At 73.4% G+C, this 14,904-nt stretch carries 13 protein-coding genes and 1 riboswitch; of the genes, 7 read left to right on the plus strand and 6 right to left on the minus strand.

The window, feature by feature from the left end; all coding sequences use genetic code 11:
• The first annotated feature begins 288 nt into the window (after positions 1–288).
• A riboswitch (cyclic di-AMP (ydaO/yuaA leader) is annotated at positions 289–430 on the plus strand.
• A 220-nt stretch (positions 431–650) separates the two neighbouring features.
• Both ACGFZ2_RS11360 and ACGFZ2_RS11365 read left to right on the plus strand, forming a co-directional pair.
• Positions 651–1,496, plus strand: a complete 846-nt coding sequence (locus ACGFZ2_RS11360; RefSeq protein WP_393267586.1) for a C39 family peptidase — start codon at positions 651–653, stop codon at positions 1,494–1,496.
• A gap of 108 nt (positions 1,497–1,604) precedes the next feature.
• Entirely contained in the window at positions 1,605–2,348 is a 744-nt protein-coding gene (locus tag ACGFZ2_RS11365; protein ID WP_393267583.1) for an alpha/beta fold hydrolase, read from the plus strand.
• A gap of 19 nt (positions 2,349–2,367) precedes the next feature.
• On the opposite strand, the gene ACGFZ2_RS11370 is transcribed toward ACGFZ2_RS11365, so the two are convergent.
• From ACGFZ2_RS11370 to ACGFZ2_RS11385, 4 genes are all read right to left on the minus strand, one after another.
• Positions 2,368–4,092 carry a CDP-glycerol glycerophosphotransferase family protein gene (locus ACGFZ2_RS11370; protein ID WP_393452417.1) on the minus strand — a complete coding sequence of 575 codons (1,725 nt, stop codon included), beginning with the start codon at positions 4,090–4,092 and terminating at the stop codon, positions 2,368–2,370.
• A 36-nt stretch (positions 4,093–4,128) separates the two neighbouring features.
• On the minus strand, positions 4,129–5,631 hold the full coding sequence (locus tag ACGFZ2_RS11375; RefSeq protein WP_393452420.1) for a D-ribitol-5-phosphate cytidylyltransferase: 1,503 nt from the start codon (positions 5,629–5,631) through the stop codon (positions 4,129–4,131).
• Positions 5,632–5,770: 139 nt separating this feature from the next.
• On the minus strand, positions 5,771–6,589 hold the full coding sequence (locus tag ACGFZ2_RS11380; protein WP_393452423.1) for an ABC transporter ATP-binding protein: 819 nt from the start codon (positions 6,587–6,589) through the stop codon (positions 5,771–5,773).
• Positions 6,582–7,478, minus strand: coding sequence for an ABC transporter permease (locus tag ACGFZ2_RS11385; RefSeq protein WP_393267575.1), 897 nt, complete (start codon positions 7,476–7,478; stop codon positions 6,582–6,584). The genes ACGFZ2_RS11380 and ACGFZ2_RS11385 overlap by 8 nt, the downstream gene beginning before the upstream one ends.
• 205 nt (positions 7,479–7,683) lie before the next feature.
• Between ACGFZ2_RS11385 and ACGFZ2_RS11390 the strand changes: the two genes are divergently transcribed.
• Entirely contained in the window at positions 7,684–8,292 is a 609-nt protein-coding gene (locus ACGFZ2_RS11390) for a TetR/AcrR family transcriptional regulator (RefSeq protein ID WP_393452596.1), read from the plus strand.
• Between the two features lie 145 nt (positions 8,293–8,437).
• Here ACGFZ2_RS11390 and lhgO read toward each other — a convergent pair whose 3' ends face one another.
• On the minus strand, positions 8,438–9,634 hold the full coding sequence (gene lhgO / locus ACGFZ2_RS11395; RefSeq protein WP_393452426.1) for an L-2-hydroxyglutarate oxidase: 1,197 nt from the start codon (positions 9,632–9,634) through the stop codon (positions 8,438–8,440).
• Between the two features lie 117 nt (positions 9,635–9,751).
• Here lhgO and ACGFZ2_RS11400 point away from each other — a divergent pair, with 117 nt between their 5' ends.
• Genes ACGFZ2_RS11400 through ACGFZ2_RS11415 form a run of 4 tightly spaced genes read left to right on the plus strand, consistent with a single transcriptional unit; the run spans position 9,752 to position 13,515 of the window.
• Entirely contained in the window at positions 9,752–10,891 is a 1,140-nt protein-coding gene (locus ACGFZ2_RS11400; protein WP_393452429.1) for a DegT/DnrJ/EryC1/StrS family aminotransferase, read from the plus strand.
• Between the two features lie 26 nt (positions 10,892–10,917).
• Positions 10,918–11,850 carry an NAD-dependent epimerase/dehydratase family protein gene (locus ACGFZ2_RS11405; RefSeq protein ID WP_350677830.1) on the plus strand — a complete coding sequence of 311 codons (933 nt, stop codon included), beginning with the start codon at positions 10,918–10,920 and terminating at the stop codon, positions 11,848–11,850.
• Positions 11,847–12,314 carry an acyltransferase gene (locus ACGFZ2_RS11410; RefSeq protein WP_393267568.1) on the plus strand — a complete coding sequence of 156 codons (468 nt, stop codon included), beginning with the start codon at positions 11,847–11,849 and terminating at the stop codon, positions 12,312–12,314. The genes ACGFZ2_RS11405 and ACGFZ2_RS11410 overlap by 4 nt, the downstream gene beginning before the upstream one ends.
• A gap of 13 nt (positions 12,315–12,327) precedes the next feature.
• A complete protein-coding gene (locus ACGFZ2_RS11415) occupies positions 12,328–13,515 on the plus strand; it encodes a glycosyltransferase family 4 protein (RefSeq protein ID WP_350706511.1) in 1,188 nt (395 codons plus the stop codon).
• A 96-nt stretch (positions 13,516–13,611) separates the two neighbouring features.
• Here ACGFZ2_RS11415 and ACGFZ2_RS11420 read toward each other — a convergent pair whose 3' ends face one another.
• Positions 13,612–14,730 carry a lysylphosphatidylglycerol synthase domain-containing protein gene (locus tag ACGFZ2_RS11420; RefSeq protein ID WP_393452432.1) on the minus strand — a complete coding sequence of 373 codons (1,119 nt, stop codon included), beginning with the start codon at positions 14,728–14,730 and terminating at the stop codon, positions 13,612–13,614.
• Between the last annotated feature and the right edge of the window lie 174 nt (positions 14,731–14,904).

Raw genomic sequence — 14,904 nt, forward strand, 5'->3', positions numbered from 1 at the left:
CACCGCCGGGCAATTTCGTGACGCCGGTCATAGCGGCGCCGAACCGGTCATCCGGCGCGGCCCGGCCGATTCCCGCCGACGATTCCGCGCCGATGTCCGCCGCTCGTCCGGTTGTCGACGCAAGGTGCGTCGGGAAACGGTCGTCCCATTGAGTCGCGTCAGTGCCGAACTGACCGCAAAAAAAGTCCGGAGATCAAGGTTTAGGCAGGTGGGAGCGGGTTGGCAGGGCGCGGGCCGGCCAGTAGTGTCGGCCCGTCCGGTGCGGTAACCGATCGCAAGAGGCGACGCCGCGCCGACCCGCCTAATCGTGAACAGGCGAGCCGGGGACCCAGTGCAACATCGGGGTGAATCCGCGGGCCACGGCCCGCGGTAGGGCGTTCTTCCCGCCCGAATCCGTCAGCTAACCCGGTCGGCGGCGTCGGAAGGAGTTCCATCCCCGTGCAGCACCCACCCGCCCCCCGGTCGTTCCGGCGCCTCCACGGCGCCGCGGTGCCCGCGCTCGCCCGTCCGCACGCCGCGAGCTGACCCACCGGTCACCGCCCGTCGCCCGGCATCCCGGGCGCATCCCCTGAGTGGTCCACCACCGCCGGACGCCGTCCGCGCGGTCGGTCCCCCCTGCGCGGACCGGCGGCCGCTCACCCCCCGAGCCCGTGGAGGAAACCGTGAAGCACCACCTCAAGCGTCAGCTCCGTCGCCTCACGTCCGAGCGTCCGTACCAGGTGGCCGCCGCGTCGGCCGCGGCGCTCGTGCTCGCGTCGGGCACCGGCGCGTTGCTGGCCGGCACCGACGAGGCACCCGCCGCCGCACAGGCCCCGGTGGCCGTGAGCGAGCTGCGGGACGGCAGCGTCGCCTCGCGCGGCGACGCCCGCGTCGCGACCGCCCCGTCGACCGGCGCCCCGGCCGCGTCCAGCGCCGCTCCGTCGGCCAGCGCCACCAGCGCCGCCCCGAACCCGGACCTGACCCGCAAGCCGGAGCCGCCGAAGCCGCCGAAGGCGAAGTCCCTGGACTACGACTACCAGGCCCAGACCACCTTCTACAACTGCGGTCCGGCGGCCGTCCGGCACGCCCTCAGCGCCGCCGGCATCGCGCGCAGCCAGGACGCCCTCGGCGCCCAGCTGGGCACCGACGAGATGGGCACCGACTCGGCCGAGGACACCACCCGGGTGCTGAACGCGACGGTGAAGGGTGACCCGTACCGGACCCGGATGATCCCGGGCGGTGCCGCGACCCCGGCGCAGATGGACCAGCTCCAGGCCGACGTGGTCGCCGCCATCACGGACGGGCGGGGTGTCGTGGTGAACGTCGCCGGCAGCGCCACCGACACCGACGGCGGCTGGCACTCGTTCCCCGGCGGCCACTACATCGCCGTCGTGGGCTACCAGGACGAGGGCCGGCAGGTGAAGATCGCCGACTCGGCGAACCCGGCGACCGCGTCGTACTGGATGTCCACCATCGCCCTGGCGAACTGGGCCGCCACCCGCGGCTACTCCGCCTGAGAAAGACACCCGTCGGGCGTCGGCTCCCCACCCCGGGAGCCGGCGCCCGATGTCGTCTCCGGGTCACGGCCCTCGCCGGGGCGTACGGCGGGTGGCACACTGCGGCCTATGGCCGACGAATCGGGTGACCGGGACGGCCGGCGCGTCCTGCTGCTGCTGCACGGCATGGGCGCGACCGGGGACGTGTGGCTGCCCTGGGCGCCGCTGCTGGAGCGCCGGTGGGCGGGGCGGTGGCTGGCGCCGGACCTCGCCGGCCACGGCTGGTCGCCGCCGCTGTCGGCGTACTCGTTCGCCGGGCTGGCCGACCGGGTCGCCGCGGGGCTCGCGGCGGGGGACCGGCTCGTCGTGCTGGGGCACTCCCTCGGCGGCGTGGTCGGGCTGGCGCTGGCCGCCCGCCGCGCCGGGCTGCCGGTCGACGCCGTGGTCGGGCTCGGCATCAAGGCCGTCTGGTCCCCGGCCGAGCTGGCGAAGGCCGGGGAGCTGGCCGCCCGACCGGTGACCTGGTTCGCCAGCCGGGACGAGGCGGCCCGCCGGTACCTGCGGGTGGCCGGCCTGACCGGGCTCTTCGCGCCGGACCACCCGGTGGTCGAGGCCGGGCTGCGGCAGGTCGACGGCCGCTGGCGGCTGGCGATGGACCCCGCCGCGTTCGGGGTGGGGGAGCCGGACCTGCGGGCCCTGCTGGCGGCGACGGACGTGCCGGTGCTGCTGGCCCGCGGCGAGCACGACCCCATGGTCACCGACGCCCAGCTCAAGGAGCTGGGCGTGCCGGTCGCCACCCTGCCCGGCCTGGGCCACAACGCCCACGTCGAGGCCCCCGAGGCCGTCCTGGAGCTGGTCGACCCGTACCGCTGACCCGCGAGGTGCCGGCCGGTCAGGTGGTGGGGGAGAGGGTCGCCTCGTCCGGCTCGACCGGCAGGCCGGTCCCGCCGACGGCGCGCGGCGTCGGCGGGTTCCAGTCCGCGTCGAGCAGCCGCCGCGCGGCGCCCAGGAACGCCTCGGCGTACGACTCGGCCGGGAAGTCGCCCAGGTAGCGGCTCCGGGTGGCCCAGCGGGCGGCGGCGAGCGGGTCGGTGTCGAGCAGCGCGGCCAGCACCTCGTCCACGTTGGACATGTCGCGACGCAGCACGTAGCCCGAGCCGGCCAGCGGGAACCGCTCGGCGAACCGGTCGCCCTCGTCGCCCATGTCGGTGACCGCGTACGGCTTGCCGGAGTAGAGGTAGTCGGAGATCACCCCGGACACGTCGGAGACCAGCGCGTCCGAGCGGTTCACGCACTCCGTCAGGGTCAGCTCGCGGGCGGCGGCGCCGAAGACGTGCTGCCGGCCACTCCGGGCCCGGTCCGCGGCCAGCAGCTCCGTGAGCCGGCCCAGCTGCCGCGCCGAGGCCGGGTTCTGCGAGGTGTACGGGTGGGCCCGCAGGATCACCGTCGCGCCCCGCGCCAGCAGCCCGCGCAGCAGCGCCTCGGCCACCGGCAGCGAGCAGTAGTTGGCGTCCGCGTGGTGGCCCGTCCAGGTCGGCGTGTAGAGCACCGTGGGGTGCGGCAGGCCGCGCACCGGCTCCGGGCGGACCTCGATCGACTCGACCTGCGGCCGGCCGACCACCACGAACTTCTCCGCCGGGATGTCCACGCCCGCGCGGGCGTACCGGTCGACGGCGGCCTGACCGGCGACGAAGATCCGGTCGAAGATGGCGGAGACCGGGTTGGCGCTGGGCGCCTTGTCGCTGTCGCCGTGGTGCAGCTGGACGTGGGTGAGCTGGGTGAAGCGGATGCAGTGGCTGTTCTTCGCGCCGTGGTTGACGTAGAACGCCACCCGCAGGCTCGGCACCAGCGCCTCGTCCATCGCCTTCGTCGTCGGGCAGTAGACCACCGGTGCCGTGGTGGCCGCGGCGACGGTGGGCAGGAACTCCGGCTCCCGCACCATGACCAGGAACGGCCGGCCGATCCGCTCCAGGTACGGCAGCCACATGGTGACCTGGTATTCCGAGCCGGGCGGGGCGGAGAAGTGGAGCAGGAACTCGGGCTGGTGGCGGCGCAGCGCGCGGGAGACCGCCGACCCGCCGGCCCCCGGCCGGAACCGCCGCCGGGCGAGGTCCAGCCCGACGGCCCCGGCGCCGGCGGCGACCAGCGCGACGGCGCCCAGCGCCACCCCGGCCGGCAGGGTCGCCGCGGCGGCCGCCGCCACCAGGGCGAGCAGCCCCAGCAGGGCGTCGCCGAGGCGCGCGGCGACCAGGGGCGTCCAGGTGCGCACCGGCAGGTTCGCGGCGCGCACCTCCAGGCCGCCGGCGTCCCGCAGCGGCCCGACGAGCAGCACCAGCCCCAGCAGGACCAGCGCCGTCGCGGCCAGCGCGGGGTCGAAACCGGCGTCGAGGCGCCGGGCGTACCCGACCAGGACCGCCGCCGCGACCAGCGCGGTCTCGGCGACGCTGTCGGCGCCCGGGCGGACCCGCCGTTCCCAGGCGGCCGCCGCGAGGGCGGCCACCGCCAGCCCCAGCCCCCAGCCGGTCGCGCCGGTCAGCGCGACGACGAGGAACGCCAGCACCGCCAGGCCGGTGGCCAGGGCGCGGGCGATCAGCTTCCGGACCAGGTCACCACGCATGTCGGCTCCGTTCCCCGCCGTGGCCCGAGACCCGCGTCAGCCGGCGCTGGCCGGGCTGGCGGCCCGCTCGGCCTGCCCCGGCACCGGCTGGGCCGGCACCTCGCCCGGCGCGCGGCGCACGTCGATGACCTGACCGGTCAGGTCCGAGATCAGCACGTCCAGCGAGGCCTGGGCGACGGTCTCGGCGGCGAGCAGGGTGTGCTCCGGCTCCTCGCCGAACGCCTTCGTGCGCATGGGGGTCGCGGTGCGCTCGGGGTTGATGCAGTTGACCCGTACGCCGAACTCGGCCCACTCGTCGGAGAGCGCCTGGGTGAGGTTGACCAGGGCCGCCTTGGTGGAGGAGTAGAGGGCGTACTGGGCGCGACCCCGGGTGTAGGAGCTGGACGTGTAGAGCAGCAGCTGGCCCTTGGTCTGCTGGAGGTACGGCAGCGACTGGCGGGCGGCGATGACCGGCCCGACGAAGTTGACCTGGAGCACCCGGTCCATGGTCTCCTCGTCCATCTCGACGAGGGCGCCCTTCTCCAGGATGCCGGCGGTGACCACCACGTGGTCGATCCGGCCGGTGGCCTCGAAGGCGGTCTTCAGTGCCGCCTCGACGTCCGCGGCGCGCTCCACGTGGGTGCCGGTGCTGGAGCGGCTGAACGGGAAGACCTGCGCGCCGTAGCGGCGGGCCAGCTCGGCCAGGTCGTGGCCGATGCCGTAGCTGCCGCCGAAGATGACGATGGTCCGGCCGGTCAGCTCCTCGGTGTAGCTGCGGTGGTCGGTGACCCGGGGGGCCTGCGCGGCGGCGAGCTGGAACAGCTTGTCCGCGAGGTGCACGTCGACCGGGTGGGTGACCTTGATGTTCTCGTCGGAGCCGTCGATGACCTTGATCGGCGTGCCCGGCAGGTAGCGCAGCACGACGCCGCAGTCGTCGGTGGCGGCGAAGTGGGGGTCGCCCTCGGCGATCCGGTACGCCTCGCGGATCGTGCCCGAGCGGAACGCCTGCGGGGTCTGGCCGCGGCGCAGCGACGAGCGCACCGGGATGTCGGTGATGCAGTCGTCCTCGTCGACCTGGATGATCGTGTCGGCCGACGGGATGGCCACGTCGACCGCGGAGTACGTCCAGAGCGCGTTCACGCACTCCCGGACGATCCGGCCGCTGACCAGGGGCCGCACCGCGTCGTGGAAGAGGATGTTGCAGTCGCCCTCGCCGACCGCGTCCAGCGCGATCCGGGTGGTGGCGTTACGGGTGTCACCGCCCTCGATGACCTTGGTGACCTTGCGAAAGCCGGCCTTGTCGACGATCTGCTGGGCCTCGGCGACGTGGCCGGTGGCCATCAGCACGATGATCTCGTCGATCTCGGGGGCGGCCTCGAAGACCGCCAGGGTGTGCTCGATGATCGGCTTGCCGGCGATCTTCAGCAGCTGCTTCGGGATGCCGAGACCCAGCCGGGTCCCGGTGCCGCCGGCCAGCACCACCGCCACCGTCCGCGAGGGCCGCCACGGCGCCGGGGTCTCCGGTGTGGCGTCCGGGCCAGTGGTGTGGTCCTGCGTCATTGCCGAATCCTCACTCTCAGGGGTGCGTGAACAGACGGTTCCGCCCGCGCGGCGACCGGATGAACCTTAACGCGCCGACCGCGCCGCCCCAACGGGACGACGCGGTCCGCCGGCATCTCCGTCGATGCCGTCCGGCGCGCTACTTGCCGTTGGCGAACGCCTCGTACGCCCGCAGGACCTCGTCGGTCGGGCCGTCCATGCGCAGGACGCCCGATTCCAGCCAGATCGTCCGCTCGCAGGTCTCCCTGATCGAGGAGAGCTGGTGGCTGACGAGGAACACCGTGCCCGCGCTCTCCCGCAGCTCCCGCACCCGCTGCTCGCTGCGCTTGCGGAAGCCCTTGTCGCCGGTGGCGAGCGCCTCGTCGATGAGCAGCACGTCGTGCTTCTTGGCCGCGGCGATGGAGAAGCGCAGCCGGGCCGCCATGCCGGAGGAGTAGGTGCGCATCGGCAGCGAGGCGAAGTCGCCCCGTTGGTTGATCCCGGAGAACTCGATGATCTCCGGGGTCTGCCGCTGCACCTCCGCCGGCGGCATCCCCATGGCCAGGCAGCCCAGCACCACGTTGCGCTCGCCGGAGAGGTCGTTGAGCAGGGCCGCGTTCACGCCGAGCAGCGAGGGCTGTCCCTGGGTGTAGACCGCGCCGCGGTTGACCGGCAGCAGGCCGGCGATCGCCCGCAGCATGGTCGACTTGCCCGAGCCGTTGCTGCCGATCAGCCCGATCGCCTCGCCCCGGTACGCGGTGAAGCTGACCCCCTTGACCGCGTGCACCTCCCGGATGTTCGGCGCCGAGGTGCGGCTGACCATCCGCTTGAGCGCGCCGACCGGGCCGCCGCCCCCGCCGCCGCCCTTGTGTACCCGGTAGATCACGTGCGCGTCGTCGACCACCACGGTCGGCACCCGGTCCTGGACCCGGGGCAGCGTCACCGTCACGTCGTTGGACGACTCGAACTGCTCAACCACGGCCGTACTCCTGTTCGCCCCGCCAGAAGTAGATGAAACCCCCGACGCCCATCACGATCGCCCAGCCCACCGCGGCCAGCCAGAGCTGGAGCACGGAGGAGCTGAGCAGCGGCGCCTGCTCCAGCAGCGCGACGCGGGCCAGCTCGATGTAGACCAGCGCCGGGTTGAACTCGACCAGCCGGGAGGCCCAGCCGGGCAGCTGCTCCTCGAAGAGCGCCACGCTGTAGAGCACGCCGGAGCCGTACATCCAGGTGCGCAGGACGAAGGGCATGACCTGCTTGAGGTCGGCCAGCTTCGCGCCCATCCGGGCCACGGTCATGGTGAGCCCGGCGTTGAAGACCGCCTGGAGGATGATCGCCGGGACCAGCAGCAGCCAGGCGAAGGTGATCGGCTCGCCGGTCACCAGCACGATGGCGATGAGCACCACCATCGAGCCGAGGAGCTGCTGGAACTGGGTGACCGTGACGGCCAGCGGCAGGCAGGCCCGGGGGAAGTGCAGCGCCCGGATCAGGCCCAGGTTGCCGGTGATCGACTGGGTGCCGCTCTGCACGGCGGTCTGGGTGAAGTTGAAGATGAACAGACCGGTGCAGAGGTAGGCGATGAAGTTCGGGATGCTGTCCTGCTTCAGCACCACGCCGAAGATCAGGTAGTAGACCGCCGCGTTGGTCAGCGGGGTGAGCACCTGCCACAGCTGCCCGAGCCGGGCGTTGCTGAACGACGCGACGAGCTTCGCGTTGGCGTACGCGGCGATGAAGTGCCGGTAGCGCCAGAGCCGCCGGGCGTACTCGGCCAGGGGTGGCCGCTCGCCGGCGACCCGGAGCCCGTGGCGGGCGGCCAGCTGCGCCTGGGTGAGGCCGGAGTCGGGGTCGGCCAGCGCGGTGTTGGCCATGGGATGGGCGCTCCGATCTTTCGTGACGACGGATGAGGCGCGACGATGGAACCAAGCGGGGAGCGCCGCCTCGCCGCTGCGTGGACAGTAGTCCGAAACACGTCGGGACGCAACCGTACCGTCGTTGCGCTACATTGTTCCTCGTGACAGCCGAGACGAGCTCCAGGTGACGACCGGGAAGAGGCGGGTGCCGGCCGGCGCGGCGGTGCTGCGGGACGACATCACCACGGCGATCCGCCGCGCGCTGATGCAGGAGCTCGCCGCGGTCGGCTACGGCCGGCTCTCCATCGAGGCGGTGGCCCGGCGGGCCGGGGTGAGCAAGACCGCGATCTACCGGCGCTGGAGCTCGAAGCTCGAACTGGTGCTGGAGATCGTCGCCGCGGCGGCCACCGGCAAGCTGCCGGCGCTGGACACCGGCACCCTGCGCGGCGACCTCCAACTGCTCTTCCAGGTCGTGGCGCACGCGCTGCGGCACCCGCTGGCCTCGCAGATCATCCCCGACCTGCTCGCCGAGGCGGCCCGCAACCCGACCATCGACCAGACCCTCCAGCAGCTGCTGCGGGCGCGGCAGCAGGAGATCGGCGGCCGGCTGATCGGCCGCGCCGTGCAGCGCGGCGAGCTGCCGCCCGACACCGACCCCGAGGCGGCCGTCGACCTGATCGTCGGCCCGCTCTACTGGCGGCTGGCGATCGCGCGGACCCCGCTCACCGACGCGTACCTGGACACGCTGGTCGAGGCGGTGGCCACCGGGCTCGGCGCCGGCACCGCCGTGCCCCGGCCCCGCGCGGCGGCCACCGACGCCACGCCCGCCTGACCGGCCGCCCAGCGCCCGTCCCGGACCGGCGCCGCCCGCCCCGTGCGGGCCCCGGGAACTCGCCGCCCCGAACCCGTGCGGTCCCGGAACTCGCCGCCCGCCCGACGGGCCCGGGGCCGGGGCCGCCCGCCCCGGGCCCGTCGGGTCAGCGCGGCGCGTCGACCGGCAGCCGGGAGACGATGTGCCGGGCGATCTCCAACGAGCTGGTCGCGGCGGGGGAGGGCGCGTTGAGCACGTGCACCTGCCGGTCCGCCTCGACGATGAGGAAGTCGTCCACCAGCCCGCCGTCGGGCAGGATCGCCTGGGCGCGGACGCCGGCGCCGGCCCGGACGATGTCCGCCGGGGTCAGCTCCGGCACCAGCCGGGCCAGGCTCGCCGCGAACCGCTTCTTCGACAGCGACCGGGCCACCTCGGTCAGCCCGTAGCGGTAGTGCCGGCGGCCCAGCGCCCACAGGCCCCGGTAGGTCAGCTCGTCCCAGATGTCGCGCGGGCTGATCCGGCCCCAGGAGTAGCCCTCCCGGGCGGTCGCCAGCACGGCGTTCGGGCCGGCGTGCACGCTGCCGTCGATCATCTTGGTCAGGTGCACCCCGAGGAACGGGAACTGCGGGTCCGGCACCGGGTAGATCAGCCCCCGCACCAGGCCCTGCCGCTGCGGCACCAACTCGTAGTACTCGCCGCGGAACGGCACGATCCGCACCGGCGTGGGCACCCCGGCCAGCCGGGAGATGCGGTCGGCGTGCAGACCGGCGCAGTTGACCAGGACGTCCGCGACGACCTCGCCTCTGGTGGTGCTGACCACCACGCCCTCGGGCCGGGTGGCCACGCCCGTGACCTCGGTCTCGGTGCGCAGCTCCGCCCCGCCCGCCGCGAGCAGCTCGGCGAGCTTGCGGCAGACCGCCCCGAAGTCGACGATGCCGGTCGAGGCGACGTGCAGCGCGGCGACGGCCGCGACGTGCGGCTCGTACTCGGCCGCCTCGGCGGCCTCGATCAGCCGCGCCGGCAGGCCGTTGGCCGTGGCCCGCTCGTGCAGGGCGTGCAGCCGGGGCAGCTCCTCCGGGTCGGTGGCGACGATCAGCTTCCCGCAGATGTCGTACGCGAGCCCGTGCCGCTCGCAGAACTCGACCATCGACGCGCTGCCGGCCTTGCACAGGGTGGCCTTCAGGCTGCCCGGCTTGTAGTAGACGCCGGCGTGGATGACGCCCGAGTTGTGCCCCGTCTGGTGGGCCGCCCAGCCGGCCTCCTTCTCCAGCACGGTGACCTGGTCCCCGGGCCGGTCGGTCATCAGCCGGTGTGCCACGGCGAGCCCGACGATGCCGCCACCCACCACCACGAACCTGGTCATCTCATCTCCCCTGCCGACGCCGCGACCGATGGTAACCAAGCCGTCCCGCGTGCCCGACTCGCGGACGACCCGCCCGGTTGGCCTAGACTGCTCCGGGTCCATCACTCTGGGGGTCACATGTCTGAGGTCATCGCGCTCGGCCAGCCCACGGTCGGCGAGGCGGAGCTCGCGGCCATCGCCGAGGTCTTCGCCTCCGGCTGGCTCGCCGGCTCCGGGCCCACCTGCCGCCGCTTCGAGGAGCGCTTCGCCGCCACCGCCGGCACCCGGCACGCCCTCGCCACCAGCAACTGCGGCTCGGCGCTGCACCTGGCGCTGCTCACTCTCGGTGTCAAGCCGGGCGACGAGGTGATCGTCGGCGACTACACCTTCCCGGCCACCGGGCACTCGGTGATGTGGGCCGGCGCCACGCCGGTCTTCGCCGACGTGCGGCCGGACACCTGGACGGTCGACCCGGCCGCCGTCGAGGCCGCGATCACCCCGCGCACCGTCGGCATCATCGCCGTCGACGCGTTCGGGCAGCCCGCCGACTACGACGAGCTGCGCGCCATCGCCGACAAGCACGGCCTGTTCCTGGTCGAGGACGCCGCCTGCTCCGCCGGCGCCACCTACAAGGGCCGGCCGGCCGGCAGCCTGGCCGACGTCGCCACCTTCAGCTTCCACGGCCGCAAGGGCATCACCGCCGGCGAGGGCGGGGCCTACGTCACCGACCGGGAGGACCTCGCCGCCCACGCCCGCAAGTTGCACACGTACGGGGTGGAGGGGGCGCTCACCCGCGCCGAGCTGTCGCACCTGCCGATCCCGACCTTCACCGAGCTGGGCTACAACTACCGGCTCTCGGACATCTCCGCGGCGATCATGCTCGCCCAGCTCGACCGGCTGCCGGACCTGCTGGCCGCGAAGCGCCGCACCGCGGCCCGCTACGGCGAGCTGCTCAAGGACCACGAGCTGATCACCACCCCGTACGAGGCGCCCGACCGCGAGCACCCCTGGCAGTCGTACGTCGTCACGCTGGCGCCCTCCGTCGACCGGGGCGCGGTGGCGCTGGCGCTGCGGCAGCGCGGCGTGCAGTGCACCTTCGGCACGTACGCCTCGCACGTCCAGCCGCTCTACGGCCAGACCACGCCCTGCCCGGTCTCGGCGGACCTGTTCGCCCGGCACCTGGCCATCCCGATGCACGCCAACCTCACCGACGCCCAGGTCGAGACCGTCGCGGCCACGCTGGTGGACGTCGTCAACACCGCGGCCACCAGCCGCTGACTCCCCAAGGAAGGACACGCTCCGCCATGTCGAAGCAGACCGTCTTCATCACCGGAGGCGCGGGTTTCATCGGCCTGCACGTGGTGCCGATGCTGTTGGAGAAGGGCTACAAGGTCCGCATCTTCGACAACATGTTCCGCGGTGACCGGGACCGGGTCGCGGAGCTGGTGGCCACCGGCGACGTCGAGCTGATCGACCAGGACGTCCGCTACGGCGGCGCCGTGCACGCGGCCATGAAGGGCTGCGACTACGTGATCCACCTGGCCGCGGTCTCGATCAACAAGAGCCAGGCCGACCCGTACGAGTCGATCGACATCAACATGGTCGGCAACCACAACGTGTTCGCCGCCGCCGCCGACCACGGTGTCAAGCGGCTGGTCTTCGCGTCGTCGGCGTCGGTCTACGGCGACCCGAAGAAGCTGCCGATGCACGAGGACGACCGGCTCGACCCGCTCACCCCGTACTGCATCTCCAAGCGGGCCGGCGAGGACCTGCTCGGCTTCTACCAGCGCAGCAAGGGCCTGAACTGGATCGCCCTGCGGTTCTTCAACGTCTACGGCCCGGGTCAGAAGCCGACCGCCTACTACACCTCGGTGATCAACCACTTCGTGAAGCGGCTCAAGAACGGCGAGCCGCCGGTCATCGACGGCAAGGGCGAGCAGTCGATGGACTTCATCCACGTCCACGACATCGCCCGCTCGGTGGTCGCGGCGATGGAGGCCGAGCAGGGCAACGTGCCGGTCAACATCGGCACCGGCATCGACACCTCGATCGCGACCCTCGCCGAGATCCTGATCAAGGCTGTCGGCGTCGACGTGCAGCCGCAGTTCAACCCGCGCGAGGTGCTGGTCAGCCGGCGCGCCGCCGACATCACCCGGGCCCGCGAGGTGCTCGGCTGGGAGCCCACCATCGCCGTCGAGGACGGGATGACCGACCTCATCAAGACCGAGGTCGCGTGACCCAGTCGCCGTCCGCCGGGGGTCCGTCGTCGCACGGGCTCCCGGCGAACCCGTACAACCCGCACGCGTGGGTGATCGGCGAGCCGGTGATCGGCGCGGGCACGTGGATCGGCGCGTTCACCGTCATCGACGGCTCCGGTGGGCTGACCATCGGAGCCGGCTGCGACATCAGCTGCGGCGCGCAGATCTACACCCACTCCACCGCCCGGCGTTGCGTGTCGGGGCGTGCCCATGCTTCCGTGGACCGGGCGCCGGTGGCGATCGGCGACCGGGTGTTCATCGGGGCGAACGCGACCGTGATGATGGGCGTCACCATCGGTGACGGTGCGGTCGTCGGCGCGGGGGCCGTGGTCACCAGAGACGTGCCACCGGGGGCGGTCGTGACGGGGGTCCCCGCCCGGGTGGTCTCCACAGTCGAGTTGGACGGCGGCGATGTCCGGTTCGTCCCTGTAGCGGAGAGCTAGGAGCACCCCTCCCGTGCGTATCGCAGTGGTCAACAACTTCTTCCCGCCGCGCGCGGGCGGAAGCTCGCACCTGTCCGAGTCGCTCGCCAAGGGCTACGCCGCCGAGGGGCACGACGTGCTGGTGCTCACGGCCGCCTACCAGGACGCCCCGGCGGTCGAGGAGCGCGACGGGCTGCGGATCGTCCGGCTGCCGGCGTGGATGCTGCCGCAGACCCGGCTGGCGGTGAGCTTCGACATCTCGTTCACCACCCGGCCCAGCCTGCTGCGCCGGGTCCGCAAGCTGCTCGACGAGTTCCGGCCGGACGTCATCCACCAGCACGGCCAGTTCTTCGACCTGACCTGGGCGACCGCGCTCTACGCGCGCAAGCGCGGGGTGCCGGCGCTGCTGTCCATCCACACCCGGCTGGAGAACCCGCAGGCCCGCTACGCGAAGGTGTTCCGCGGGCTGGACGCGACCATGGTCAAGCCGTTCATGTGGCGGTCCAAGCCGCGGCTCGTGGTGATGGACGTGCTCATGCAGGAGTACATCGAGGCCCGCTACCGGGGCGCGCACTCCGGCCTGGTGCCGATCCCGGTCGGGGTGGACCCGGACTGGGTGGTCGGCGGCAACGCCCAGCGGGTCCGCGAGCGGCACGACCTGGGCACCTCGCCGGTGATCCTGTCGGTGGGGCACGTGATCCCGCTGCGCGACCGCATCGCGCTGGTCGAGGCGCTGCCCGAGGTGCTGGCCAAGGTGCCGGACGCGAAACTGCTCATCTGCGGCCAGGTCTACTACGGGGTGTTCGCGGAGCGGGCCCGGGCGCTCGGCGTCGAGCACGCCGTCATCGCGGCCGGCAAGGTGGCCAAGAGCGAGATCCCCGACTACCTGGCCGCCGCGACGGTGGAGTCGCACGAGCAGGGGCTCGGCCTCGGCACGGCGACCCTGGAGGCGATGGCTGCGGGCGTGCCCGTGGTGGCGCCCGCACGGGCGGACAACTTCCCCGGCATCTCGCTGCGCGACGGCGAGAACGTCCTGCTCTGCCGGCCCGGCGACGTGTCGGGCCTGGCCGAGCGGCTGATCGCCGCGCTGACCGACCCGGCCCTGGCCAAGCAGATCGGCGTCAACGGCCAGTCGCTCATCCGGGAGCGCTTCAGCCTCGACCGGGTGCTGCACCGGCACCTGGAGGTGCTCGGCGAGATGGCGGCCGCCCGCCGCCGCTGACCGTACGACGAGACGGTGCCCCCGGCCACGAGCGTGGTCGGGGGCACCGGCGTTTCGCGGGACGGTCTCCGCCGGGCACGGGCCGGCGGGGTGGCGTCAGCGGGTGGTGACCGGCGCGGCGGCCTGGTCGGCGGCGGAGCGGGGCGTCGGAACCTGCTCGACGGCGACCGCCTCGTCGGCCTCGTCGGGCGTCCCCCGACGGAGCTGCCGCACCCCGGACAGGGCGGCGATGCCGGCGGCGAGGAGGTCCGCCACCGTGAAGATCAGCCGGGAGGCGAGGGCGATGCCCGTCGCCGCCCCGATGCCCCCGGCGCCGGCGAGGAAGGGCGCCATGGTGGCGACCAGCACGGCCTCCCGGACGCCGAGCCCGGAGGGGGAGAGGAAGGCGAACATCCCGACGGTCATCGCGATGGCGAACGAGCCGATGCTGCGCAGCAGGCCGCCGACGCCGGGAGCGGCCTGGGCGTTGGCCAGCAGCCACAGGTGCACGCCGAACAGCGTGTAGCCCAGGGCGCTCCAGCCGACCACCCGCAGCACACCGGGCAGCGTCAGCCGGTGCTGTAGCGGCGGTCGGCGCAGCACCTTGAGGACGATCTGGATCAGCCGGGTGAGCACCGCCGGAATCGCGCAGATCAGGGCGATCGGGAACAGCACGGCGACGATGTAGAGCGCCACCCGGACCGGCTCGGCGTACTCGGCCCCGGTCTCGGCGGTCGCGTCCAGCAGCGAGGGCAGGCTCAGCAGGCCGACGCCGAGCGCGGCGACCACGCCGAGCCCCAGCGCGACCAGCGTGGCCAGGAAGGCCCGCGCGCGCGGCAGCCCGGCCCGCCGGCCCAACTCCATCTGCAGGACGTACGCCCACACGCTGCCCGGGATGTACTTGCCGAGCTGCCCGACCATGCAGATCCGCAGGGCGGCGGGAACGGACACCCGGTGCTCCAGGTCCTCCGCCGCGGCCCGCCACGCCATCGAGTTGGCGAACATCCCGGCGAGCACCGCCAGCACGGCGAGCACCACCGAGGGCCACGCCAGGTCGAGCCAGGTCTGCCGGACGTCCGGCCACTGGCTGACGACGCTCCAGGTCATGCCCGCCGCGATCGCCGCGATCACCACGACCCGTACGCCCAACGAGAGCCAGCGGGACGGGCCCTTCGCCGCGCCGGCCCCCTCGGCCGGTGCGGTCACCGTTTCGACCTGCGTCGCGGTCTCTGCCACGGCCGTCCTGCCTCCGCGTCGCCCTGACCCGTTGGGGTCGCCTGCACAATTCGCCGAGACTAGCGCAGCGCGGGGCGTACCACGAACCCAGCCCGGTCGGCGAGTCGGGCCCTCCCCCGGGCGTGCGCGGATTCTCGCCGGGGCGGTCCAGATGTGCCGGGGTCCTCCCGCGCT

The organism is Micromonospora sp. NPDC048063 (assembly GCF_043202855.1).
In the GTDB taxonomy this organism is placed as follows: domain Bacteria; phylum Actinomycetota; class Actinomycetes; order Mycobacteriales; family Micromonosporaceae; genus Micromonospora.